Raw genomic sequence first — 23,183 nt, 5'->3', positions numbered from 1 at the left:
TTGAGCCAGATGAGCCAGGCGGCACAGAACCTCAACTGGTTGATCACCAACTTCGTGGACAACACCCCCGGGGTGTCCCACACCGTCGTCGTGTCCGCCGACGGACTCCTTCTGGCGATGTCCGAAGGCTTCCCACGCGACCGCGCCGACCAACTCGCGGCCGTGGCCTCCGGGCTCACCTCACTGACCGGAGGTGCGTCCCGGATCTTCGAGGGCGGCACGGTGACGCAGACCGTGGTCGAGATGGAGCGGGGATTCCTCTTCCTCATGTCCATCTCGGACGGTTCGTCGCTCGCCGTGCTCGCCCACCCCGAATGCGACATCGGCCTCGTCGGTTACGAGATGGCGCTTCTGGTCGACCGGGCCGGCGCGGTCCTCACCCCTGACCTGCGCGCCGAACTCCAGGGCAGCCTGCTGCACTGATCGGCCCCGGCACCACCCCACCGACCACCTCACCGTCCGGCCGCCACAGTCCCCCCACCGGCCCCGTCAGACGGCACGACTGACCGACTTGCTGTCCCGCCCGGAGGATTCATGACCCCGCCCCCCGCTTCTCACGATCCGTACGCAGAGCCGTACGGGGACGAGGGCGACCAGCCGTTGGTCCGTCCCTATGCGATGACGGGCGGGCGCACCAGGCCCCGCTATCAACTCGCGATAGAGGCGCTGATCAGCACAACGGCCGATCCGGCCCAGCTGATGGGACTGTTGCCGGAGCATCAGCGGATCTGCCACCTGTGCCGTGAGGTGAAGTCGGTGGCCGAGGTGTCGGCTCTTCTGTCCATGCCACTCGGTGTGGCACGGATCCTGGTGGCGGACCTCGCGGAAGCAGGGCTGGTCGCGATCCACCAGCCTGGTGGCGACGAGAACAACGGCGGTGCGCCGGACGTGACACTGCTCGAAAGGGTGCTCAGTGGACTTCGCAAGCTCTGACGGGGGGCGGGCCACCACCTCCGCGAAGATCGTGGTGGCGGGAGGCTTCGGCGTCGGTAAAACCACGTTCGTGGGTGCCGTCTCGGAGATCAACCCCCTTCGTACGGAGGCCGTCATGACGTCCGCGTCCGCGGGCATCGACGACCTCACCCACACCGGGGACAAGACCACCACCACGGTGGCCATGGACTTCGGCCGTATCACCCTGGACCAGGACCTGATCCTGTACCTCTTCGGTACCCCGGGCCAGGACCGCTTCTGGTTCATGTGGGACGACCTGGTCCGCGGCGCCATCGGCGCCGTCGTCCTGGTCGACACCCGCCGCCTCGCCGACTGCTTCCCCGCAGTCGACTACTTCGAGAACTCGGGTCTCCCGTTCGTCGTCGCCCTCAACGGCTTCGACGGGCACCAGCCCTACGCTCCCGAAGAGGTGCGGGAGGCGCTGCAGATCGGACCCGACGCCCCGATCATCACCACCGACGCACGGCACCGTGCGGACGCGAAGAGCGCACTGATCACCCTGGTGGAGCACGCGCTCATGGCACGACTGCGGTAGAGCAAGTCGTCCGTCTCGTACGGCAGTTGTCGTAGATATGCGGGAGCCGGCTGTGTTGTTTGACACGGCCGGCCCCGCTGTTCATAACGTTTTCGACAGTGATATCGAAGGTCGCGGCCACGCGTCGCGCTCACTCGGTGCCACTGCGTCCGCAAAAGCCCCGTCTTTTGACGGGGCTCGCTCTTTATGACCGTTTTATCTGGGGCTTCCGGCCGGCGGAATGCTGGATTCCGAGTGTTTGGAATCGTGCAGGCTGACGTGCTGGAATGCGTGAACTGCCCAGTAGCCGACGACGTACACCTCGGCGACAGGGTTTTGCAGACACCGCGGCACGACGTAGGTGCCGTCGCCGAGAGGTTGTTGGTCGAGTGAGGCGAAGCAAGAACGGCCCCGAGCCGTCGGCGCGCGGCAACTTCACCCCGCCGCCGCGGGGTACGACACCCGCGCACGTGCCCGGCCAGGAGTCGAAGTCCGTCCCGGCGGCCGGTGGCCGCTTCTCGCCGCGCAACTGGCGCGTGCCGACCCGGCTGAACGCGATCCTGCTCATCCCCGTGGGAGTCGGCCTGGTCATGGGCGGCTTCCAGGTGAACAACTCCATCGACACCTGGCGGCAGGCCCGTGACGCGGAGAGCACCGCCCGTCTGGTGCAGGCCTCGCTGAGCTACGCGGACGCGCTCTACCAGGAGCGCGACATCTCCGCGGCACCCCTGCTGCACGGTGAGGGCGACAAGAGCGCGGAGGTCATCCAGGCCCGCGCCGCCACCGACGAGGCCGGCGACCTCTTCGACCAGGCCGCCCAGAACATGCCGCACACGGCCGGTCTGGAGCGCCGCCTCGCCCTCTTCCGCGAGGCCGAGGGCAACCTCGGGGATCTGCGCCGCACCGCTTACACCTCCAGGATGAGCGGTGTGCAGACCGAGGAGGGCTATGTCGAGGTCGCACACCCGCTGATGGAGTTCGCCAATGAACTCGGCCTGGGCACCGGCAACATCACCAGCTACGGCCGTACCGTCTACGCCATCTCGCTGACCAAGGCCGCGCTCTCCCTGGAGCGCTCGATCGGCATGCATATGCTGATCAAGCCCGGCACCACCCCCACCAGCCTCGCCCAGCAGCGCGTCGCCCTCTCCTCCTACGCCTATCTGGAGAACGTCGCCGTCCAGGAGTACACCGGCGGCGGCACCGAGGAGGACGCCGAGAAGCTGGACACGGCCAGGAAGAAGCTGCAGACCGACGGCGCCGCGCTGGCCCGGAAGACCGCCAAGGAGGCGGAGAGCCAGGGCAACTCCTATGTGGCGCCGCCCTCCGACCTCACGGAGATGATCGCGGGTCTGGCCTCGCTCCAGTCCACCGAACCCGCCGCCCGCGAGGCGCTCGCCCGGCAGGGCATCACCCCCCAGAACTGGTGGGGTGTGAACACCCTCAAGTACGACGCCTACCGCCAGATCGAGGCGGACCTCGCCGACAAGGCCGTGGCGGACGCCTCGGTCATCGCCGACGACGCCAGGCAGACCGCGTTCGTCACCGGTGCGATCGTCGTCGTGGCCCTGCTGGCGGCCTTCTTCGTGGCCGGGATCATGGCCCGCCAGATGAGCCGCTCCATGCGCAAGCTCCGCCACGCCGCCTTCGGCATCGCCGAGAAGCGCCTGCCGATGCTGGTCGATCAGCTCTCGCGGACCGACCCCGGCCGCGTCGACACCCGTGTCTCCCCCATCCCGATCACCTCCACCGACGAGATCGGCGAGGTCGCCCGCGCCTTCGACCAGGTCCACCGGGAAGCCGTCCGGCTCGCGTCCGAACAGGCCCTGCTGCGCGGCAACATCAACGCGATCTTCACCAATCTCTCGCGCCGCAACCAGTCGTTGATCGAGGGGCAGCTCACCCTGATCACCGACCTGGAGAACAACGAGGCCGACCCGGACCAGCTGGAGAACCTCTTCAGGCTGGACCACCTGGCCACCCGTATGCGCCGCAACGGCGAGAACCTGCTGGTCCTCGCGGGCGAGGAGCCCGGCCGCCGCTGGGACCAGCCGGTCCCCCTGGTCGACGTGCTGCGCGCCGCCTCCTCGGAGGTGGAGCAGTACGAGCGCATCGAGCTGTCCGGGGTCCCGGAGGCCGAGATCCACGGCCGTTCCGTGACCGACCTGGTGCATCTGCTCGCCGAGCTCCTGGAGAACGCCACGACGTTCTCCTCCCCGCAGACCAAGGTCCGGGTCACCGCGACCCGCCTGCCCGACGGCCGTGTCATGATCGAGATCCATGACAAGGGCATCGGTCTGACGGCCGAGGACTTCGCGGACATCAACCACAAGCTGGCCAACCCGCCGACGGTGGACGCCGCGATCTCGCAGCGCATGGGCCTGTTCGTGGTCGGCCGGCTGTCCGACCGGCACGGCATCCGCGTCCAGCTGCGCCCCTCCGGGGAGCAGGCGGGCACCACCTCGCTGGTCATGCTCCCGGACGCCATCACCCACGGCGGCAGCGCCGGACAACCCGTGGCCCCCGGTGACTTCACCGTCTCGGGGATCATCCCCGAGCAGCAGCAGTTCCCCGGTGAGAGCTTCGGCGAGCAGCCGATGCGGACGGCGGCGGAGCTCGGCTTCGACGACAGCCGCTACGCCGACGCCCCGGACGACACCAAGGGTCTGGACCCCGTCGGACGCTCGCTGGTGCGCGAGGAGCGCCGGGCGGCCCTGGGGGCCCAGACGCAGGGCCATGACCGCCCCCAGGACGCCCAGAACCCCGCGCCGTCCTTCGAGGGCGCCTTCGACGACGGTCGGCAGCCCGGGTACGACGACGCGGAGCACGCGTACGACACACAGCCGCCGTCGTTCGACGAGACCCAGCCGGCGTACGACAACGCGCAGCCGGCGTACGAGGAGCCGCAGCAGCCCGCGTACGACGAGACGTTCTTCCCCTCCGGCGGCGGCGTGCCGCAGGGGGGCGGTTCCCCGGCCGGCGACGCCTACCAGGAGCCCGGCTTCGCGGATCCGGCCCCCGAGAACCCTCCGGCGACCGGATCCAGCGTCTCGGATCTGCTTGCGGCCTTCGACGGTCCGTCCGCCCAGAACGCCTGGCCGAAGCAGGACGACTACCAGAACGGCTATCGAACCGATTACGCTCCGGAAACGGAATCCACGCAGGCCGCTGACGTGAGTGAGCGGGACGGCGTAGGCTTCGACCGTCCGGGACCGACTCCCTCCGCGCCTCACGACCTGACCGACGCGGGCCTGCCCCGCCGTGGCTCCGCCGCGAACGGCCACGCCGATCGGCCCCAGTCCGTGACCCAGGACGCGGCCACGGAGCCGGGCGACGACTGGCGCTCCGCGAACGACGAGCGGTGGCAGCAGGCGACGCAGCTCCGGAAACCCAGGGCGGGCGGGGTCACCTCTTCCGGCCTGCCTCGCCGTGTGCCCAAGGCGAATCTGGTCGAGGGCACCGCGGAGACAACCCCACAAGGAGGCCCACAGGTCTCCCGTGCCCCGGAGGATGTGCGGGGCAGGTTGAGCAACCTGCGTAGGGGCGTCCAAAAGGGACGCAACGCAGGCAGTGATAAGAACGGCCAGGGCCTCGGTCCTGACAGCACCTACAACCAGGAGCGTTAGTGTGAGCCCGATGAGCCAGGCGGCACAGAACCTGAACTGGTTGATCACCAACTTCGTGGACAACACCCCCGGGGTGTCCCACACCGTGGTGGTCTCCGCCGACGGACTCCTTCTGGCGATGTCCGAAGGCTTCCCACGCGACCGCGCCGACCAACTCGCGGCCGTCGCCTCCGGTCTGACCTCGCTGACGGCGGGCGCCTCCCGCATCTTCGAGGGCGGCAGCGTGAACCAGACGGTCGTGGAGATGGAGCGGGGATTCCTCTTCATCATGTCCATCTCCGACGGTTCGTCGCTCGCGGTGCTCGCCCACCCCGAGGCCGACATCGGCCTCGTCGGGTACGAGATGGCGCTTCTGGTCGACCGGGCCGGTACGGTCCTGACCCCGGACCTCCGCGCGGAGCTCCAGGGAAGCCTTCTCAACTGACCAGCAGACGGTGCGCATTGACGTCCCGGGGCCGTAAGGTTTCGGGACGCGGCTTCCTCAGGACGGATGCCAGGCACGGTCGGAGGAGGAGGAGAGAAAGTGGCTACACCCCCAGGCGGTTCGCCCGCGGACAACTGGCCCTACGGCCATGGCCAGGTCGACCAGAACGGGTACAGCTTCCCCTCCGCACCGAGCCCCCGGCGCCGGCCGTACACGCCACCGGGACCCCAGGGCCCCGGTCGGTCTCCGTACGACCAGCCGTCGGCGCCGCACATCCAGCCTGTGCAGCCACCGCGCCCCGACCCCGAACCGGCGCCCGCCGGGTCGTCGAACAACCCCCTGGTGCGCCCGTACGCCATGACGGGCGGACGCACCAGGCCCCGCTACCAGCTCGCCATCGAGGCGCTGGTGCACACCACCGCGCAACCGCACCAGATGCAGGGCCAGTTGCCCGAGCATCAGCGGATCTGCCACCTGTGCCGGGAAATCAAGTCGGTGGCCGAGATCTCGGCCCTGCTGACGATCCCTCTCGGCGTGGCCAGGATCCTCGTCGCCGACTTGGCGGAGGCGGGCCTGGTCGCCATCCATCAGCCCGGCGGCGACGAGAGCGCCGGCGGACAGCCAGACGTGACACTGCTCGAAAGGGTGCTCAGTGGACTTCGCAAGCTCTAGCGGCGGTCCTTCCCGCTCCACCACCTCCGCGAAGATCGTGGTGGCGGGAGGCTTCGGCGTGGGCAAAACCACGTTCGTCGGCGCCGTCTCGGAGATCAACCCGCTGCGCACAGAGGCCGTCATGACGTCCGCGTCCGCGGGCATCGACGACCTCACCCACACCGGGGACAAGACCACCACCACGGTGGCCATGGACTTCGGCCGTATCACCCTGGACCAGGACCTGATCCTGTACCTCTTCGGTACCCCGGGCCAGGACCGCTTCTGGTTCATGTGGGACGACCTGGTCCGCGGCGCCATCGGCGCCGTCGTCCTGGTCGACACCCGCCGCCTCGCCGACTGCTTCCCCGCAGTCGACTACTTCGAGAACTCGGGCCTGCCCTTCGTCATCGCCCTCAACGGCTTCGACGGCAACCAGCCGTACGCCCCCGAAGAGGTGCGGGAGGCGCTGCAGATCGGACCCGACGCCCCGATCATCATCACCGACGCACGGCACCGTGCGGACGCCAAGTCGACGCTGATCACCCTGGTGGAGCACGCGCTCATGGCACGGCTGCGGTGACGCGAGACCCCCGGTAGCGCACACAGCGCCCCGCGCCCCTCCGGGGGTGCGGGGTTTCTTTTTCCACCGGTCGCTCCGAAAACGCCGCAGGGGCCCCTCTTCGCAAGAGGGGCCCCTGAAGGCTGTTCGGGAGGGCGGCGCTCAGCCGTGCCAGCTGTGCGGCGCCCGAAAGCCGGGCTCGCGCTCCAGGCGGCGCCAGCCGGCCTTGGGGCGGCCCCGGTGGGCCGGGGTGGACGACTGGGCGGCGGCGCGCGCCATCAGGATGGCCGTGAGGGCGGCCACTTCCTCGGGCTCGGCGTTGCCCTTCTCGACGCGGATGTCAGGGATGTTCATGGGCGTCAGTCTCCGTGAGAGAGAGGTCCGCGGGGTTACCGCGAGGGGTCCGCTGGGTTACTGCGGGGGGTTGCCGTGCTTGCGCGAGGGCAGGTCCGCGTGCTTGGACTGCAGCATCGCCAGGGACTTGATCAGGACCTCGCGCGTCTCCGCCGGGTCGATCACATCGTCCACCAGGCCCCGCTCCGCCGCGTAATACGGGTGCATCAGCTCGGACTTGTACTCCTTGACCATGCGCGCCCGCATGGCCTCCGGGTCCTCGGCGCCCGCGATCTGACGCCGGAAGATGACGTTGGCCGCACCTTCCGCGCCCATCACGGCGATCTCGTTCGTCGGCCAGGCGAGGGTGAGGTCCGCTCCGATGGACTGGCTGTCCATCACGATGTACGCGCCTCCGTACGCCTTGCGCAGGATGAGCGAGATCCGCGGCACGGTCGCGTTGCAGTAGGCGTAGAGCAGCTTCGCGCCGTGACGGATGATCCCGCCGTGTTCCTGGTCCACACCCGGGAGGAACCCGGGGACGTCCAGGAACGTCATCAACGGAATATTAAAAGCGTCACACATCTGGACAAAGCGCGCAGCTTTTTCCGAGGCCTCGATGTCCAGGACGCCCGCGAGGGTCTGCGGCTGGTTGGCGATGATGCCCACCACCTGGCCGTCCAGACGGGCCAGCGCGCAGATGATGTTGCGCGCCCAGCGCTCGTGGACCTCCAGGTACTCGCCGTCGTCGACGATCTCCTCGATGACCTTGGCCATGTCGTAGGGGCGGTTGCCGTCGGCCGGGACCAGGTCCAGCAGGACGTCGCCGCGGCGGTCCGCCGCGTCCGTGCTCTCGACCCGCGGCGGGTTCTCCCGGTTGTTCTGCGGCAGCAGCGAGAGGAGGTAGCGCACCTCGGCGATGCAGGTCTCCTCGTCGTCGTAGGCGAAGTGACAGACACCGGAGGTCTCGGCGTGCACATCCGCGCCGCCCAGTCCGTTCTGGGTGATCTCCTCACCGGTCACGGCCTTGACCACGTCCGGTCCGGTGATGAACATCTGGGAGGTCTCGCGGACCATGAAGACGAAGTCCGTGAGAGCGGGGCTGTAGGCCGCGCCGCCCGCGCACGGGCCCAGCATCACGCTGATCTGCGGGATGACGCCGGACGCCTTGGTGTTGCGCTGGAAGATGCCGCCGTAGCCCGCGAGCGCGCTGACGCCCTCCTGGATGCGGGCGCCGGCGCCGTCGTTCAGGGAGACCAGCGGCGCACCGGCCGCGATGGCCATGTCCATGATCTTGTGGATCTTGGTGGCATGGGCCTCGCCCAGCGCGCCGCCGAAGATCCGGAAGTCATGGGCGTAGACGAAGACCGTGCGGCCCTCCACCGTGCCCCAGCCGGTGATCACACCGTCCGTGTACGGCTTCTTGGCCTCCAGGCCGAACCCGGTCGCCCGGTGCCGGCGCAGCTGCTCGACCTCCTGGAAGGACCCCGGGTCCAGGAGCAGCTCGATCCGCTCCCGGGCGGTCAGCTTGCCCTTGGCGTGCTGCGCCTCGGTCGCCTTCTCGCTGGGGCCGGCCAGGGCCCGGGCACGGATCTCGTGCAGTTCGGCGACCCGCCCGCGCGCATCCGTGGGCTCGCTCCCGGAATCTACAGCCTCGTCCAAAACGGTCATGGAGCGACCTTACGAAGTCAACCAAGCAAACCAGGCCGTCGACTCCGTACAGTCTCCGGCCCGATTTCCTGGTACCCCTGAACAGAATGCGCCCCGGATGCAGCCCATCCGACTGCGGAGGGGGCCGGCGCGTTGTAGGAGTCACACAATTCGGACGGGGCGGGAGCCGCCCGCAACGCCCGCTCCCCCATGCCCTCCACGGAGTGACGGGAGCACCCCGAACGGCGGTCGGTGCGCCCCGCCCCGACACCCCGGAGCCCTGCCCCGGGACATCCCGGTCCCGACGGATCCCTGAAGATCACTTTCAGCGATCAGAGCGACACACTGCGGATGATGTTGAAAATTGAAAGGAATAGGTCTACCGTCGGTTTCGTTGACATCGTTGAAGGTTGAACTTCTTCGGATCACCACCGTCCCCCAAGGAGCATGTCATGGGCCTCTTCGGCCGCAAGAGCACCGCCGACACCGCCACCCCCGCCGCGGTCAACCCCGAACTCGCCGCGCTGACCGGCACCTATGCGCTGGACCCGGCCCACAGCACCATCGGCTTCGTGGCCCGCCACGCCATGGTCACCAACGTCAAGGGCGGCTTCCAGGAGTTCGAGGGGACGCTGCAGCTGGACGGCTCGAACCCCGCGAAGTCCACGGCCTCGATCGACGTCACCATGGACAGCATCAGCACCGGCTCGGCCGACCGCGACAACCATCTGCGCAGCTCCGACTTCTTCAAGATCGACGAGCACCCGACGATGACGTTCCGCTCCACCGAGGCCGAGGCGCTGGGCGGTGACGACTACCGGATCACCGGCGACCTCACCATCCTGGGCACCACCAAGCCGATCACCATCGACCTGGAGTTCAACGGCGCGGCCAAGGACCCCTTCGGCAACGAGCGCGTGGGCTTCGAGGGCAAGGCGGAGATCCTCCGCTCGGACTGGGGCCTGACCTGGAACGCGGCCCTGGAGACGGGCGGCGTGCTGGTCTCGGACAAGATCAAGCTGGCCTTCGACATCTCGGCGATCAAGCAGGCCTGAACCCTCCTGCCCCGCGGCACCCGAGCAACGCCCGCCCTCCGCATCCGGGGGCGGGCGCTCGTCGTTCCGGGGGCGGCCGCTCGTCGTTCCAGGGACGGGCGGTCCCCGGGATCAGAAACCGCCGCCGAAGTCGCCGCCGCCCCCGAAGTCCCCTCCCCCGCCGTCGCCGAAACCGCCGCCGAAGTCCCCCGGGTCGAAGTCGGCGCCGGAGACATCGCCGCCCTGGTACCCGCCCGCGCCGAAGTCGCCGTAGCCGCTGCCGTAGTCGGCCGCATAGGCCGGGGCGGCCATCATGGAGCCCAGCAGCGTGCCCATCAGCAGTCCGGGCAGCAGACCGCCGCCGAAGTAGCCGCCCGCCCAGGGGCCGTAGGCCGGTCCCGCGTCCCAGTACGGGCGGCGGCCGTACTCCGTGTCCACCTCGCGCACCAGGGGCTCGCGGCCGTCGGCCAGCCGGGCCCGGTCCGCCGCGCAGACCGGGACCTCGCGCGGTGCGCCGCCCGGAGGCGTCCAGACCGCGTCCGCGACGGACGGGCCGTGCCGCGGGTCGAAGAAGCAGGGCGGCCGGCGGCCGGGCAGCGGCCGGCCCTCGCGCCGGGCGGCCAGCACGGAGAGCGAGAAGCGCCCCTCCTCCAGCTCCTGGGTGACGGCCTTCACGTCCTCGGGGCGCTGCGCCGCCGCCATGAAGGACTTCGCCCGCTCATAGGCGTCCAGTGCCCGTGCGTAGTCCGAGCGCATCGCGTCGTCCGCACCCGGCTCCCCGGGGCGGAAGTCCAGGCGGTCCAGTTCCTCGCCGAAGGCGGTGATGTCCTCGTCGACCACCACCCGCAGCCTCTCCAGCGCGGCCCGCTGCTCCTGTTCCCGGCGGGTACGACTGCGCCGCAGCAGTGCGTAGGCGCCCGAGCCGCCGACCACCAGCACCACGGCGGCCGTGATCAGTGCGGTGGAGGAGACATTGCCGCCCGGGGTGCCCCAGCTCGCCGGGGCGTGGCCGCCGGCATTGCCCAGGGCGCGGTCGGTGAAGTCGTTCAGCTGTTTGGCGGCCGACTCGCCCTGCACACTGGTGACCAGGTTCTGCACGGCGGTGCGGGGCAGGACCGAGGAGTCCGCCCGGGCATCGAAGCGGTCGCCGAGGCGGATCGCGTACACCCCGGTGATGCCGGTGGCCGTGCGCACATCGGTGAAGAGACGGCTCGTCGGATAGCCCGCGGGCAGCACCGTGATGAAGACCGGCTTGCCGGCGTCCTTGATCTTCTTCGCCAGGGCCCTGGCCTCCGGGGCGGACAGCTGTCCGGATGCGGCCGGGTCGACATAGACCGGGCTTCTGCGCAGCGCCTGGGCGATGCCGGAGACGTCCGTCGCCGTCGCCGCCTGCGCTCCGGGCGCACCCGCGTACAGGACCGTCAGCACGGCTGTCATCAGGGTGACCAACGGCAGTACGAGTCCTCGGCTCAGTACGGCCTTCATACTTCGAAGTTACCCGAATCGCCGCGAATCGGGCTTTTGCGCCCGCCCGCCGGGGTGTGGCCTGCGGGCGGGCGCCTCGGAGCTCGGGGGGGTTCTGCGGCGGCGCGGCTGCGGGATCGTGGTGGCCGGCCGCGCGGTTCCCCGCGCCCCTTGCGGGGCGCGGGGACCACCGGGTCAGGCCGCCTTGTAGGCCTCCGTCAGCTTCGCCACCGCCGCCGCGTACTTCCCGGTCAGCAGCAGATGGTCCGCGTCCGCGAACGGACCCGAGACCGAGGCCGTGATCCCGGACCCGATCTTCTGCTGGACGAGCAGCCGTGCCTGGGTGACGATCTCGCGTCCGGTCCGTGCGGAACCCGTCTTCTCGGCGACCGCGGCCGCGAGCCCCAGCACCTTCAGGGTCGCCGTGCCGCCCTTGGGCACCGGGGTGAGCGTGGTCAGCCCCCAGCCGTAGGGGAACTGCGGATCGTACGAGGCGTCGCCGACGTTGATCGGCAGCTGGGCCTCGGACTTCGGCCAGGTGACGGGAAGCTGACCGGTGAACGGACGCTTGCCGTAGAGGACGTCCGCCACACCGTCGCCCTCGGTGCCCGGCAGCCAGGAGGCGACGAGCGCGTCGACGGCGCCCAGCCGGTCGCCGACGAGCTGCGGGCGACCGGACACGATCAGCACCGCGCACTTCATGGCGCCGCAGACCTTGTCCACGGCGGCCTTGTCGGCGGCGGACAGCTGGAGGTCGTGTCCGTTGCCGACATCACCGACGCCCTCGGCGTAGGGGGTCTCGCCGACGACGACCACGCCGACGTCATAGCCGGAGACGGGCGCCGAGGCGTCCTTGGAGTAGGTGATCGTCGCACCCGGAGCGGCCTTCCGCATGCCCTGGAGGATGGTCGTGCCCTGGGTGTGGGTGCCGGATTCACCCTGCCAGGTGATGGTCCAGCCGCCGGTCTGGTTGCCGAGGTCGTCGGCGTTGGAACCGGCGACGTACACCTTCTGCTTCTTGGTCAGCGGCAGCAGGTCGTGGGCGTTCTTGAGCAGCACCTGGGACTCGGCGGCCGCCTGCCGGGCCACGGCCCGGTGCGCGGTGGAGCCGATCTTCGATGCATTCCGGGTGTCGGTGTACGGACGTTCGAAGAGCCCCAGCTTGAACTTCTGGGTGAGGATGCGCGACACCGCGTCGTCGATCCTCTTCTGGCTGATCCGACCCGCCTTCACCTCGTCGATCAGCGTGGTACGGAAGCCCTGGTACTCGTACGGCACCATGATCATGTCGAGGCCGGCGTTGATCGACGCCCGCACCTGGGCGGCGGTGCCGCCCGGGAGCTGGTCGATGGCCGCCCAGTCGCTGATGACGAAGCCCTCGAAGCCCATCCGGTCCTTGAGCACGCCGTTGAGCATGTCGGCGCGGGCGTGCATCTTCACCGGGCCCTGGCCGTCGCCGATGATGTCGAGCGACGAGTACGACGGCATGACCGAGCCGATGCCGCGGTCGACGGCCGTCTGGTACGGGGCGAGGTGCACCGCCTCCAGCTCCTGCCGGGTGACCTTGGTGACGCCCTGGTCGGTGGTGTACGAGCCGGTGGTGGAGGAGCCGTACGCGGTGCCGCCGTCGCCCACGAAGTGCTTTGCGGTGCCGAGGACCTTGTCGTTGCGGCTCAGGTCACGGCCGTCGGCGCGTCCCTGGAGACCCTGGATGACCGTCTCCATGGACCGGACGAGCGCCGGGTCCTCACCGAACGACTCGTAACTGCGGCCCCAGCGCTCGTCGCGAGTGACGCACAGACAGGGCGCGAAGTCCCAGGGGACGCCGGTGGCGCGGACCTCAATGGCCGTCACCGCACCGGTCTCCTCGGCGAGTTGGGGGTTCCGCGTCGCTCCGATCCCGATGTTGTGCGGCATGACCGTGGCACCGGCGAGGTTGTTGTGGCCGTGCACCGCGTCGACGCCGTAGATCAGCGGGATCTGGAACCGGGTGGCCTGTGCCCTCAGCTGGAAGGAGTCGATCATCTTCGCCCACGCCTCGGGGGTGTTGGGCGTGGGGGTCGAGCCGCCGCCGGACAGCAGCGAGCCGAGGGCGTATGCCGCGATGTCGCCCCCCGAGGCGACGGCGGAGCGCTCGGCCTGGGTCATCTGGCCGGCCTTCTCCTCCAGGGACATACGGGAGAGCAGGTCCGCGACCCGCTTCCGCACGGACAGCTTGCTGTCCAGATACGGCAGTCCATGGGCGTCGATGACGACCTGAGGGGTCTCCTCGGGGGCCTTCGCGCCGGTGACGGTCAGCTTCAGCGGGATCGTCTCGGCGGGCTCGGCGGCCTTGTCCTTGAGGGTGGCGACCTTGATCGTGCGGGTGCTCCCGGAGGCCGTCCCGGCCGGGAAGACCAGGGTGCCCTTGACGGGGGTGTAGTCGCTGCCGGACCCGGCGCTGCCGCCGGCCGTCTCGTAGCCGACGGTCACCGGCTCGTCGAGCGGGGCGGAGCCGGTGGTGGCGACGGAGACCTTCACCTGTGCCGTGCCGCCCTCCGTGACCGGGTAGACGGCGGAGTCCGTGGTGACGAAGGCCCGCTGGGACTGGTCCGCCCTGCCGTACAGCTCGACGTCGTCCATGGCGAAGCCGCCCTTGACGCCGGTGGGGAGCGTGACGGCGTATCCCCACATCTGGGTCAGGCCGAGCACATGGTCGATGCCGCCGACGGGCTGGTAGTCCGTGCGATAGGTGAAGTCGGCGAACGGGATCTCGATCTGTTTCCAGCCGGTGAAGTCGTCCGTGAAGGAGGTCGTCCACAGCTCCGAGGCCTCGCCGTGGGCGCCGCCGTCCTTGATCTCGAAGGCGATCTTCTTGCCGTTGTCCCGGCCCTCCCACCAGAAGCGGATGCCCTGATGGGCGGACCAGTCGTGGGCGGGCCGGTCGGCGGCGAAGTCATGGGTGAAGCCGCCGTACCCGCTGATGTCGTAGGTGCCGGTGAGGACCTTGTCGCCCTCGGGGGCGTCGGCACGGCCGGTCAGCTGGAGCGTGGGCGGGTCGTCGGCGTCGCCTCCCCAGGTGAAGATGCCCTCGGCGGGCTGGCTCGCAAAGGGCACCTCGCCCTCGAAGCGGTCGATCGGCACGGGCGCCGGGTCACCGGCGCCCGACGCGACACCGGCGGCGCCTAGCGGGAGCAGAGTGGCGAGCAGCGCGGCGGAAGCGAGCAGGGCGGTTCTTCGCATGGACCTTCCCTTTTGGCTCTCATGGCTCACGACAGTGAGCTCACGACTTAGATCACGGCGTGAGTTAACTGGTACCCCAAAAGGCCGTCAAGTCTTCACGTCGGAACGGATACAGACTCAAGTCCTGGCCGACTCAAGGCCGTTGTTCCTTCGGGAGCTGAACGCGCACCCCCTTGACGCGGCACCGGAGCCGTCATTTACTCACGCCGCACATGCCTCCCTCCCATCCCCCACTCCCAGAAGGGCGGCACACCATGAGAGCACCCCTGCGCGCGGTTCGCGTGCTGCTGGCCGGACTGCTCACCACCACAGGTCTGACCGCGGCGGCGGCCCTGCCCGCGCACGCCGCAGGAGAGCAGGTCACGGCCTGGCTGACCACGACGGACGACTCCGCCGGCCGCCATGTGGTGCGCGGCCTCCAGGCACAGACCCCGTTCGCCTTCCAGTCGGGCACCGGTGGCGGCGGCGAGAACATCACGGTCGACGAGAACACCCGGTACCAGACCTTCACCGGCGGCGGGGCGTCCTTCACGGACACCGCGGCCTGGCTGATGAACAGCAGCGGGGCGCTCTCGGGGGCGACGCGGGACGCGACGATGCGGAAGCTGTTCTCACCGACGGACGGCATCGGGCTGTCGTTCCTGCGCAATCCGATGGGCGCGTCGGACCTGGCGCGTTCCGGCTACACCTACGACGATGTGCCGGCCGGGCAGAGCGACCCGGGCCTGACCCGGTTCTCGATCGCGCACGACCTGGCCGACGTGGTGCCGCTCACCAGGCAGGCGCTCCAGCTCAACCCGCAGCTGACGGTGATGGCCAGCCCGTGGACGGCCCCGGCCTGGATGAAGGACAGCGGGCAGCTCAACGGGGGCTGGCTGAAGGCGGAGGACTACGGGGCGTACGCGTCGTACTTCGTGAAGTACCTCCAGGCGTACCGGGACCAGGGTGTCCCCGTCTCGTACGTCACCGCCCAGAACGAGCCGACCTGCTGCTCGGGCTATCCGTCGATGAGCTGGAACGCCTCCGGGCTGGCCTACTTCACCAAGAGCGAGCTGCTGCCGAAGCTTCAGGCGGCGGGCCTGTCGACCAAGGTGCTGGCGCACGACTGGAACTGGGACACCTACGACTCCTACGCGGCCCAGACGGTGGACGACGCGGCGGTCCGCTCGCACCCGAACTTCGGCGGGATCGCCTGGCACGGGTACGGCGGCGACGTGAACAAGCAGACCTCGGTGCACAACCAGTACCCGCAGCTGGACGCCTTCGCCACGGAGCACTCGGGCGGCACCTGGATCGGGAACCAGCAGCGCGAGGACATGCTCAACATCGTCGACTACACGCGGAACTGGGCGAAGTCGGTGACGAAATGGTCCCTGGCCGTGGACCAGGGCATGGGGCCCCACAACGGCGGCTGCGGCACCTGCACGGGGCTGATCACGGTCCACAACGGGGACGGGGCGAGCGGCACGGTCGACTACACCGTCGAGTACTACACGATGGGCCATCTGACCAAGTTCGTCCGGCCGGGCGCGCAGCGCATCGCCTCGACCGCGAGCTCGGCGGTGCCGAATGTGGCGTGGCGCAATCCGGACGGTTCGAAGGCGCTGATCGCCTACAACGACGCCTCGTCGGCGAAGACTGTGACGGTCAACTGGGGTGGGCAGCACGCGACGTACTCGCTGCCCGGGAAGACCTCGGCGACGTTCACCTGGTCGGGCACGCAGTCGGGAGGCGCCGACCGGGCTGGGGCCTTCGTGGGGCTTGCGGGCAAGTGCCTGGATGTGGCGGGCGCGTCGAGCGCCGACGGGACGGCGGTGCAGCTCTACGACTGCAACGGCTCGGCCGCCCAGCAGTGGACGGTGAAGGCCGACGGCTCGGTCCGGGCGCTCGGCAAGTGCCTGGACGTGTCCGGGGGGTCGACGGCGAACGGTGCCAAGGTGCAGCTCTACGACTGCAACGGCACCGGCGCACAGCAGTGGTCGTACAACGCGTCCACGGGTGATGTGGTCGGCCTCGCCGCCGACAAGTGCCTCGATGTGACGGACAACTCGTCGGCGAACGGGGCGCGGGCCCAGATCTGGTCGTGCACGGGCGCGGCGAACCAGAAGTGGCGGCTGCAGTAGGGCCGCGGTGGACCAGGTCCGACCGTGTGCGCCGTCCCTCGCGAGGAGGGGCGGCGCATCCGCGGCGGGCCGGCGGGGCCCGCCACGGGCTCCGGCGAGCCGCGTTACTCGGCCGGCTCCACTCCGGCCCGGAGCAGGCCGTAGGTGTAGGCGTCCTGCAGCGCCATCCAGGACGCCGCGATCACGTTCTCGGCCACGCCGACCGTGGACCACTCGCCTCGGCCGTCCGAGGTGGAGATCAGCACCCGGGTCGTGGACTGGGTGCCGTGCTTGCCCTCCAGGATGCGGACCTTGTAGTCGACCAGATCCAGAACGGCGAGCTGGGGGTAGATCTTCTCCAGGGCGACCCGGAGCGCGCGGTCCAGGGCGTTCACCGGGCCGTTGCCCTCCGCCGTCGCGACGATGCGTTCGCCCTTGGCCCAGAGTTTGACCGTGGCCTCATTGGCGTGGGTGCCGTCGGGGCGGTCCTCGACGATGGCCCGCCAGGATTCCGTGCGGAAGTAGTTCAGGGGGCGGCCCCCCACCTCCTCGCGCAGCAGCAGCTCGAACGACGCGTCCGCCGCCTCATAGGTGTAGCCCTGGAGCTCGCGCTCCTTCACCCGCTGCACGACCCGGCCGACCAGCTCCCGGTCGCCGCCCAGGTCGATGCCCAGTTCCTTGCCCTTCAGCTCCACCGAGGCGCGGCCCGCCATGTCGGAGACCAGCATCCGCATGGTGTTGCCGACCAGCTCGGGGTCGATGTGCTGGTACAGGTCCGGGTCCACCTTGATCGCGGACGCGTGCAGACCCGCCTTGTGGGCGAAGGCGGACACGCCCACATAGGGCTGGTGGGTGGAGGGCGTGAGGTTGACCACCTCGGCGATCGCGTGCGAGATACGGGTCATCTCGCGCAGCCGGCCCTCGGGCAGCACCTTCTTGCCGTACTTCAGCTCCAGGGCGGCCACCACCGGGAACAGGTTGGCGTTGCCCACCCGCTCGCCGTAGCCGTTCGCCGTGCACTGCACATGGGTCGCGCCCGCGTCCACCGCGGCGAGGCTGTTGGCGACCGCGCAGCCCGTGTCGTCCTGGGCGTGGATACCGAGCCGGGCTCCGGTGTCCGCGAGGACCGTGGACACCACGGCGTGGACCTGCGCCGGCAGCATGCCGCCGTTGGTGTCACAGAGGATGACCACATCGGCGCCCGCCTCGGACGCCGCCCGGACCACCGACTTGGCGTACTCCGGATCGGCCCGGTAGCCGTCGAAGAAGTGTTCGCAGTCGACGAAGACCCGGCGGCCCTGGGCCCGCAGATGGGCGACCGTGTCGCGGATCATCTCCAGGTTCTCGTCGAGCGTGGTGCGCAGCGCCAGCTCGACATGGCGGTCATGGGACTTCGCGACCAGGGTGATCACCGGCGCCCCGGAGTCCAGCAACGCCTTGACCTGCGGGTCCTCGGCCGCCTTGCCGCCGGCCCGCCGGGTCGCGCCGAAGGCGACGAGCTGGGCGTGCCGGAAGTCGATCTCCTGCCGGGCACGGGCGAAGAACTCGGTGTCCCGCGGGTTGGCGCCGGGCCAGCCGCCCTCGATGAAGCCCACGCCGAAGTCGTCCAGGTGCCGTGCGATGGCCAGCTTGTCCGCGACGGTGAGGTTGATGCCCTCACGCTGCGCGCCGTCACGCAGCGTGGTGTCGAAGACATGGAACGAGTCGTCGATTTCGCTGGTTTCCGTCATGGTCTGAAGGCTCCTGTAAGAAATCTCGGTCTACCGGAATGACCGGTTCCACCGTCCCTCCATAGTCCCTCGCGCTCCCCTTCCCGACTGATGGTGGGCCAGGAAAACAGAAAAACCTCTCGCGGGTGCGAGAGGTCTGCGCGCGGGTCGAGGACGACGGTGGCCGCCCGTACCTGGTCGTACAAGGCGGTCACTGCGGACCGGCGCGCCTGCTGCCAATCATCATGGCGAACGAGAGCACGGGTGCAGTCTGGCACATTCCGCCCCCGACACTCACCGCTGTCTCAGGATGCGGGCGGCGCCGGGGACGTTCGTGAGACGCCTGAAGCGTGTCGCTACCGGGACTGCCCGGTCCGGCGGTCGAGGGGAAGGCCGGCGAGAGCCCGGGGGAACCGGTCACGGCCCACGTCGGCGTTCGCGTGGACCGTGACGTCCGGCGTCCTGTACGCCCGGATCCGCCCGCCGGAAGCGCCCTCAGCCGCTCCTCGAACCCTGTGGCGTCAGGTGCCGGCGGGATGTCGAGGGAGTCGATCGACCGCGGCTCGGCCGGCAGCCGCGCGTCGAAGCCCGAGAGCGATCAGATGTATGCCGCGGCTTTTCTGCGGCGGTCGGGGAGGAACGGGTCGATCGATCCGGCGCCGGATCCGGGTGCCGCGCCCTCGCCGCGGAGCCGGCGGGCCAGGCGGGCAAGCCCGGGATCACCGGGGCGTACGTCGATCTGGAAGTGGGACTCCTTGACCTGCTTCTCGTGTCCGCCCCAGCCGACGACGTCCTGGCAATCGGCGAGGATGTCCGCGATGACGACCCTCTCCAGATCGGACAGGCCCGTGCCCTTCTGCGCTCCCAGCGGGTAGAAAAGGGGACGGATCGCGATCGCGGTACCGGACAAGTAGTTCGATTCGAAGTCGGCTCGAACGGTGTGCTGGACGGTGTGGCCTTGAACGTCGCCGGGGCGAAGCATGTCGATTTCGTATGCGAACCGGCGGGCCACATGCAGCAGTACCGTCGCCGCATCACCCTTCGCCAAGGAGACCTCGACGTTGGTGCCCTCCACCCGGTACCTCGTGGCGTGGTCAAGGACGGGCCAGTCGTTCGCGGACTGGGGACGTCTCCACTGGTGCTCACCTGCAGCAGGGGCGGCGGCCTGCACGGGCCCAGCGGTCGCCAGGGTGATTGCCGCCCCGGCTCCTATGCCGAGGCCGAGAACCCGTCTACGCGTCAAGCTGGTTGTCATCGAGTGCCTTTCTACGCTTGTTGCGGTTGATGAGGAGCAGGGCGAAGCAGACGACGGAGCAGGCCAGCCCCGCGTACAGCAGGGGCGCAGTCCAGAACCACACCACTTCGGTGCTGTGGCCACTGGCCCAGTGGCAGATGACGGACGGCGGAAAGCTGTCCACGCTCACCGATATCAGGCTGTAGTCCCTCCCTTCATCCATGTACACGCCGTGGCCCGTTTTGACCGCGCACAGGTCAAGTGGGTTCGTGAAGGCGAGCCCGTAGACGGTTCCGGCCCCATAGGCGGCGATCGCCGCCGCGCTGCCGATCACAGCCCAGCGGGCCGGCCGCGAGGGCTTCCTCCTGGTCACCCACAACGCGTACGGGAGTGCCCCGACGACAAAAAGGAAGAGCGTGATCGCGGGCGGACCGAAGAGCGTGAAGAGGGGGGTCATGCACCCTGACGCTACTTCGAGCGGAGGAGCCGTTGCTGGTTCGCCTGGTACTCAGCCCGCCGGAGGGTTTCCGTGGAGGCGTGCTGCAGAAGGTTGTCACCGAACGCGTTGCACCATGCGTCGAGCTGACCGGCGGGCAAGTTGTGCGGCATCAAAGTGGGAAAGCCACCGAACTGCTGGATCAGGAGGGCGCGGCCACTCACGAGGATCACTCCGTCCGCGGAGACAGGAGTATCGGTCAGAATCTTCCTCGCCTGGACGGCTGCCTCGCTGATGGTGCCGCCGAAGCGCTGGCTGACGTAGTCCCTGAACCGGGTGAGCCCGCCATTGCCCTGGTAGTGGTCGTGGACGGCCTCAACGATGTTCTTGCCGCCGACGCGCACGGCCTGGGCGATGAGATAGCCGTCGGCGTCTTCGATGAGGTCGGTGAATCCGAACGAGGATGCGACGCCGATCTTGCCCATCCTTTCGCTGATGTAAGTCGCACCGGAGGCATATGAGTCGTGGTCACGCCGCCATTCGCCGTACAGGGTCATCAGGTCACCACCCCAGCCGGCAACGTCGCCGAGGCTGATGTCTCCCTTGGGGTTCGGCTTGACGAACTGGCCGTTCGCTGTGGCCATCAGGTGCTCCGGTCCGAGATCCTGGCCGGTGAACGGGTCCTTGAACTCGGTCCAGACGCTCAAGTTGCGGCTGTTCACATAGGAGACGAAGCCGGCGTCGGCCTTCCCGATCATGGTCTGCCATTTACTGTCGTCGTAGCTTTCGCTACGCATGTACTCCATGACGAGCTGGTTCGGGTTGCCCTTGCCGTAGGCCTTCGCCAGGTCGTACAGCATCTCGACGTAGTTGACGAAGTAATCTGCGGGCTGCGTCGTCTTGTTGACGCTGCCCTGGCCGGAGTCGTAGCCGATGCGGTCGGCGTCGCGGTCAAGCCAGAACGTGTCCGTTCCGTTGGTGACCTGGTACTCCTTGACCTGGTTGAACGACCAGTTCTGCGGCAGGGGATAGCCCAGGTTGCCGGAGAAGCCCCAAGACATGCCGGACACGAACGAGTAGCGCGCGTATGTCTCCTTGGTGACCTGGGTGCACACGTTCCGAGACCCGTACACGCCGTGCACGTACCGCTTCCCCTTGTTTCCGAGTCCTGACGCGACGCCCCGGAAGTACTCCAGGATGTGCGGCATATCGACGTCGGTGGCGTCGTAGTCGACGGCGAAGTAGATGACCGTGCCTCGGTTGAACCCGAAATGCACGGCTTGGTCGTGGGCCTTCTGTGCGTGGGCGAACCCGTTTCCGAAGTAGTACTCCGACAGGGACCTGCCGTTGTCCTGGAAGATCGGGAAGACACGCAGGCCGGCGGCGAAGATATTGGCGAGTTCGCCTTCTTCAAGCATCTTCGATCCGCCACCGGCAGAGGCCTCGTTGAGGTACCTGCCGACACACGTGTAGCCGTCCTTGGCCATCCTCGCCGCCCGCGACGGCGTGATGGTGTAGGCAGTGTCGGCAGCGGTGACCGGTCGGTCCGGGTCCCCCATCGACACCAGAAGCTGAGCCCAGGTCGCATAGTCGCCCTGACCGTTGGGAGACAGCGCCGAGAACTTCTGGAATATTTTGACGAATGTCGTCAGATTACTGTCGAACGTCGACTTGAACACCGTATTTACTGCGACCTCGCTGCCGTCCGCATTAAAGGTGAGGATCGGCTGGTTGAAGACGCATGCAGCGGAGAACAGCTGAACGAAGATCCCGGAAGACCCCTCGGACACCAAGGCCTTGGACTTGAGGCCGGCCTGCGTTCCGGAGCCAAAATTGCCGGTGGCGTCTGCCTCCGCGATTCCGATCTCCAGTTGGATGGCCTTCATCAGGTTCTGCTGAACGTTACGAGAGTAGTGCCCGTCAGCAGGGCATATGTCGACCGTCGCCTTCGTCCAGTAACGCCCGTTCAACCACTGCTGGATGGAGCGGACCTCGTCCGACCCGCCGGCGGTGAGCACATAGGCATCCATGTTGAGGAGCGCCTTGAACACCTTCGCCTGGAGTGTGCCGCTCTGAGAGAGCCCCATGTCTCCCTGCATATGCTTCACGGCGAGCGCGATGTCCGGGTCGTAGTAGCCGGTGTCGAAGTAGCCGCCGGTGTAGCCCTTGCAGAACAGCCCGTACCGGATGATCTTTACGATGTTTCCGTTCTTGGCCCAGCCGCTACCGATATCGCCGAGTGCGGCGAGTTTGGCGACGGTTCCGTCTCCGAAGTTCGCGACCACGGGACTGATGCCGAGCTCCTTCTGCAAACCCATCGTGAGGGCGTACATGGTGGACCAGCCGGTTCTGCCGTCTTCCGGACACTTCTGGTAGCCGGACACACTTCCGTAGGTCTCATTGACCCACTTCTGCGCTTCGAGGACTTTCTCGTCAGCCATACCAGGACTCCTGAACTGCTTGACGGATTAAGAAAAGGAGGCAGAGCACAACGACCGCCATCAGCGGAGGCAGTCTGGCGCGTGGATCAGGGATATGCACTTTAAAAGTGCTCGAAAGTCTCCGCAAGAAAGCCGAAGGCGCTCGATGGACTCACGACATGTGACAGCAGACGCGGCCATGGACTTTGGCCGATCCTTATCGCCTCCCCCCTCCCCCTGAATGGTCACGCACGCAACCACGAGAAAGAATCGGATTCAAGGAATCCGATACAAGCGCCCCCGCTCCCCAGCGACCGCCAAGAGCATAGATCAACTGAAAGGAATGCAAAGGATTCTCGGGGTGCGGGGGTCGCAGCGACCGAAGGGAGACGTCACCGAGAGTTCCCCGGTGTGCCCGTCCTTCCCGTTTTCAATCTCTTCTCCGATTCGCCAGCTTCCTCGCGGGATGCCGGAATTGAATGAGCGATCTTCAGCCACCGGCCCGCCTGCTCGCACGTCGATCCACGCCCGGTGATCACGCATCCGGAGGTGGCGAACCCTGACCGACGAGGCGCCGGAGCCGCCCCATATGCACGCCGCCACCCATGACGAGCCCGCTGATTTCAGCCGAACTGCACAGCGGGGCCGGCCGGAGGTTTCCGCCGTGACATGAACAAGGAGTAGCCATCCAGATGTGATCCACATCACACGACATGAATGGGTGGATGGGTGGGTGAATCCTGGTTATTCAGCGGAATTGGTCGAGTCGACGCCCTGGCGGCAGAAAGGTGCCGCTGACCTGCGAGGGGAGAACACCGCCCCCACCGGGGCCGGCACTCCCGGACGTC

The 23,183-nt window shown here is 68.4% G+C and carries 17 protein-coding genes; 9 read left to right on the top strand and 8 right to left on the bottom strand.

The genetic code is table 11. The annotated features are described in order from the left end of the window. Positions 1–9: 9 nt before the first annotated feature. The 7 genes from CP978_RS23875 (at position 10) to CP978_RS23845 (ending at position 6,752) form a co-directional block, all read left to right on the top strand. A complete protein-coding gene (locus CP978_RS23875) occupies positions 10–423 on the top strand; it encodes a roadblock/LC7 domain-containing protein (RefSeq protein ID WP_043449374.1) in 414 nt (137 codons plus the stop codon). Between the two features lie 111 nt (positions 424–534). Further along, positions 535–933 carry a DUF742 domain-containing protein gene (locus tag CP978_RS23870; protein WP_043444122.1) on the top strand — a complete coding sequence of 133 codons (399 nt, stop codon included), beginning with the start codon at positions 535–537 and terminating at the stop codon, positions 931–933. Next, a complete protein-coding gene (locus CP978_RS23865; protein WP_043444120.1) occupies positions 914–1,489 on the top strand; it encodes a GTP-binding protein in 576 nt (191 codons plus the stop codon). Before CP978_RS23870 ends, CP978_RS23865 begins: the two co-directional genes overlap by 20 nt. Positions 1,490–1,857: 368 nt before the next feature. After that, positions 1,858–5,094, top strand: a complete 3,237-nt coding sequence (locus CP978_RS23860) for a sensor histidine kinase (protein ID WP_043444118.1) — start codon at positions 1,858–1,860, stop codon at positions 5,092–5,094. A 10-nt stretch (positions 5,095–5,104) separates the two neighbouring features. Continuing rightward, on the top strand, positions 5,105–5,518 hold the full coding sequence (locus CP978_RS23855) for a roadblock/LC7 domain-containing protein (protein ID WP_033321188.1): 414 nt from the start codon (positions 5,105–5,107) through the stop codon (positions 5,516–5,518). A gap of 99 nt (positions 5,519–5,617) precedes the next feature. Beyond that, positions 5,618–6,190, top strand: coding sequence for a DUF742 domain-containing protein (locus CP978_RS23850; RefSeq protein WP_063839077.1), 573 nt, complete (start codon positions 5,618–5,620; stop codon positions 6,188–6,190). Next, positions 6,171–6,752: a GTP-binding protein gene (locus CP978_RS23845; protein ID WP_043444114.1), complete on the top strand. Its 582-nt coding sequence runs from the start codon at positions 6,171–6,173 to the stop codon at positions 6,750–6,752. The genes CP978_RS23850 and CP978_RS23845 overlap by 20 nt, the downstream gene beginning before the upstream one ends. A gap of 141 nt (positions 6,753–6,893) precedes the next feature. On the opposite strand, the gene CP978_RS23840 is transcribed toward CP978_RS23845, so the two are convergent. Next, positions 6,894–7,085 (bottom strand): acyl-CoA carboxylase subunit epsilon, encoded by a 192-nt coding sequence (locus CP978_RS23840; RefSeq protein WP_043444112.1) that lies wholly within the window; start codon positions 7,083–7,085, stop codon positions 6,894–6,896. Between the two features lie 57 nt (positions 7,086–7,142). Further along, on the bottom strand, positions 7,143–8,735 hold the full coding sequence (locus CP978_RS23835; RefSeq protein WP_043444110.1) for an acyl-CoA carboxylase subunit beta: 1,593 nt from the start codon (positions 8,733–8,735) through the stop codon (positions 7,143–7,145). 431 nt (positions 8,736–9,166) lie between these two features. Here CP978_RS23835 and CP978_RS23830 point away from each other — a divergent pair, with 431 nt between their 5' ends. Next, a complete protein-coding gene (locus tag CP978_RS23830; protein ID WP_043444108.1) occupies positions 9,167–9,769 on the top strand; it encodes a YceI family protein in 603 nt (200 codons plus the stop codon). A gap of 111 nt (positions 9,770–9,880) precedes the next feature. On the opposite strand, the gene CP978_RS23825 is transcribed toward CP978_RS23830, so the two are convergent. Continuing rightward, positions 9,881–11,233, bottom strand: coding sequence for a membrane protein (locus CP978_RS23825; protein ID WP_043444106.1), 1,353 nt, complete (start codon positions 11,231–11,233; stop codon positions 9,881–9,883). Between the two features lie 174 nt (positions 11,234–11,407). Then, a complete protein-coding gene (locus CP978_RS23820) occupies positions 11,408–14,434 on the bottom strand; it encodes a glycoside hydrolase family 3 protein (protein ID WP_043444104.1) in 3,027 nt (1,008 codons plus the stop codon). A 254-nt stretch (positions 14,435–14,688) separates the two neighbouring features. Between CP978_RS23820 and CP978_RS23815 the strand changes: the two genes are divergently transcribed. Next, positions 14,689–16,557 carry a ricin-type beta-trefoil lectin domain protein gene (locus tag CP978_RS23815; RefSeq protein WP_167748016.1) on the top strand — a complete coding sequence of 623 codons (1,869 nt, stop codon included), beginning with the start codon at positions 14,689–14,691 and terminating at the stop codon, positions 16,555–16,557. Between the two features lie 104 nt (positions 16,558–16,661). On the opposite strand, the gene cimA is transcribed toward CP978_RS23815, so the two are convergent. From cimA to CP978_RS23795, 4 genes are all read right to left on the bottom strand, one after another. After that, positions 16,662–18,266 (bottom strand): citramalate synthase, encoded by a 1,605-nt coding sequence (gene cimA / locus CP978_RS23810; RefSeq protein WP_043444101.1) that lies wholly within the window; start codon positions 18,264–18,266, stop codon positions 16,662–16,664. 577 nt (positions 18,267–18,843) lie between these two features. Continuing rightward, positions 18,844–19,320: a hypothetical protein gene (locus CP978_RS23805; RefSeq protein WP_079162281.1), complete on the bottom strand. Its 477-nt coding sequence runs from the start codon at positions 19,318–19,320 to the stop codon at positions 18,844–18,846. A 157-nt stretch (positions 19,321–19,477) separates the two neighbouring features. Further along, positions 19,478–19,936: a hypothetical protein gene (locus CP978_RS23800; RefSeq protein ID WP_052454255.1), complete on the bottom strand. Its 459-nt coding sequence runs from the start codon at positions 19,934–19,936 to the stop codon at positions 19,478–19,480. Positions 19,937–19,947: 11 nt separating this feature from the next. Then, on the bottom strand, positions 19,948–22,356 hold the full coding sequence (locus CP978_RS23795) for a glycoside hydrolase domain-containing protein (protein WP_043444097.1): 2,409 nt from the start codon (positions 22,354–22,356) through the stop codon (positions 19,948–19,950). Positions 22,357–23,183: the final 827 nt, after the last annotated feature.

The sequence above is a fragment of the Streptomyces nodosus genome (assembly GCF_008704995.1).
GTDB classification, from domain to species: Bacteria; Actinomycetota; Actinomycetes; order Streptomycetales; family Streptomycetaceae; genus Streptomyces; species Streptomyces nodosus.
Note: the sequence above shows the minus strand (reverse complement) of the source record. Positions and strands in the feature narration are given on the sequence as shown.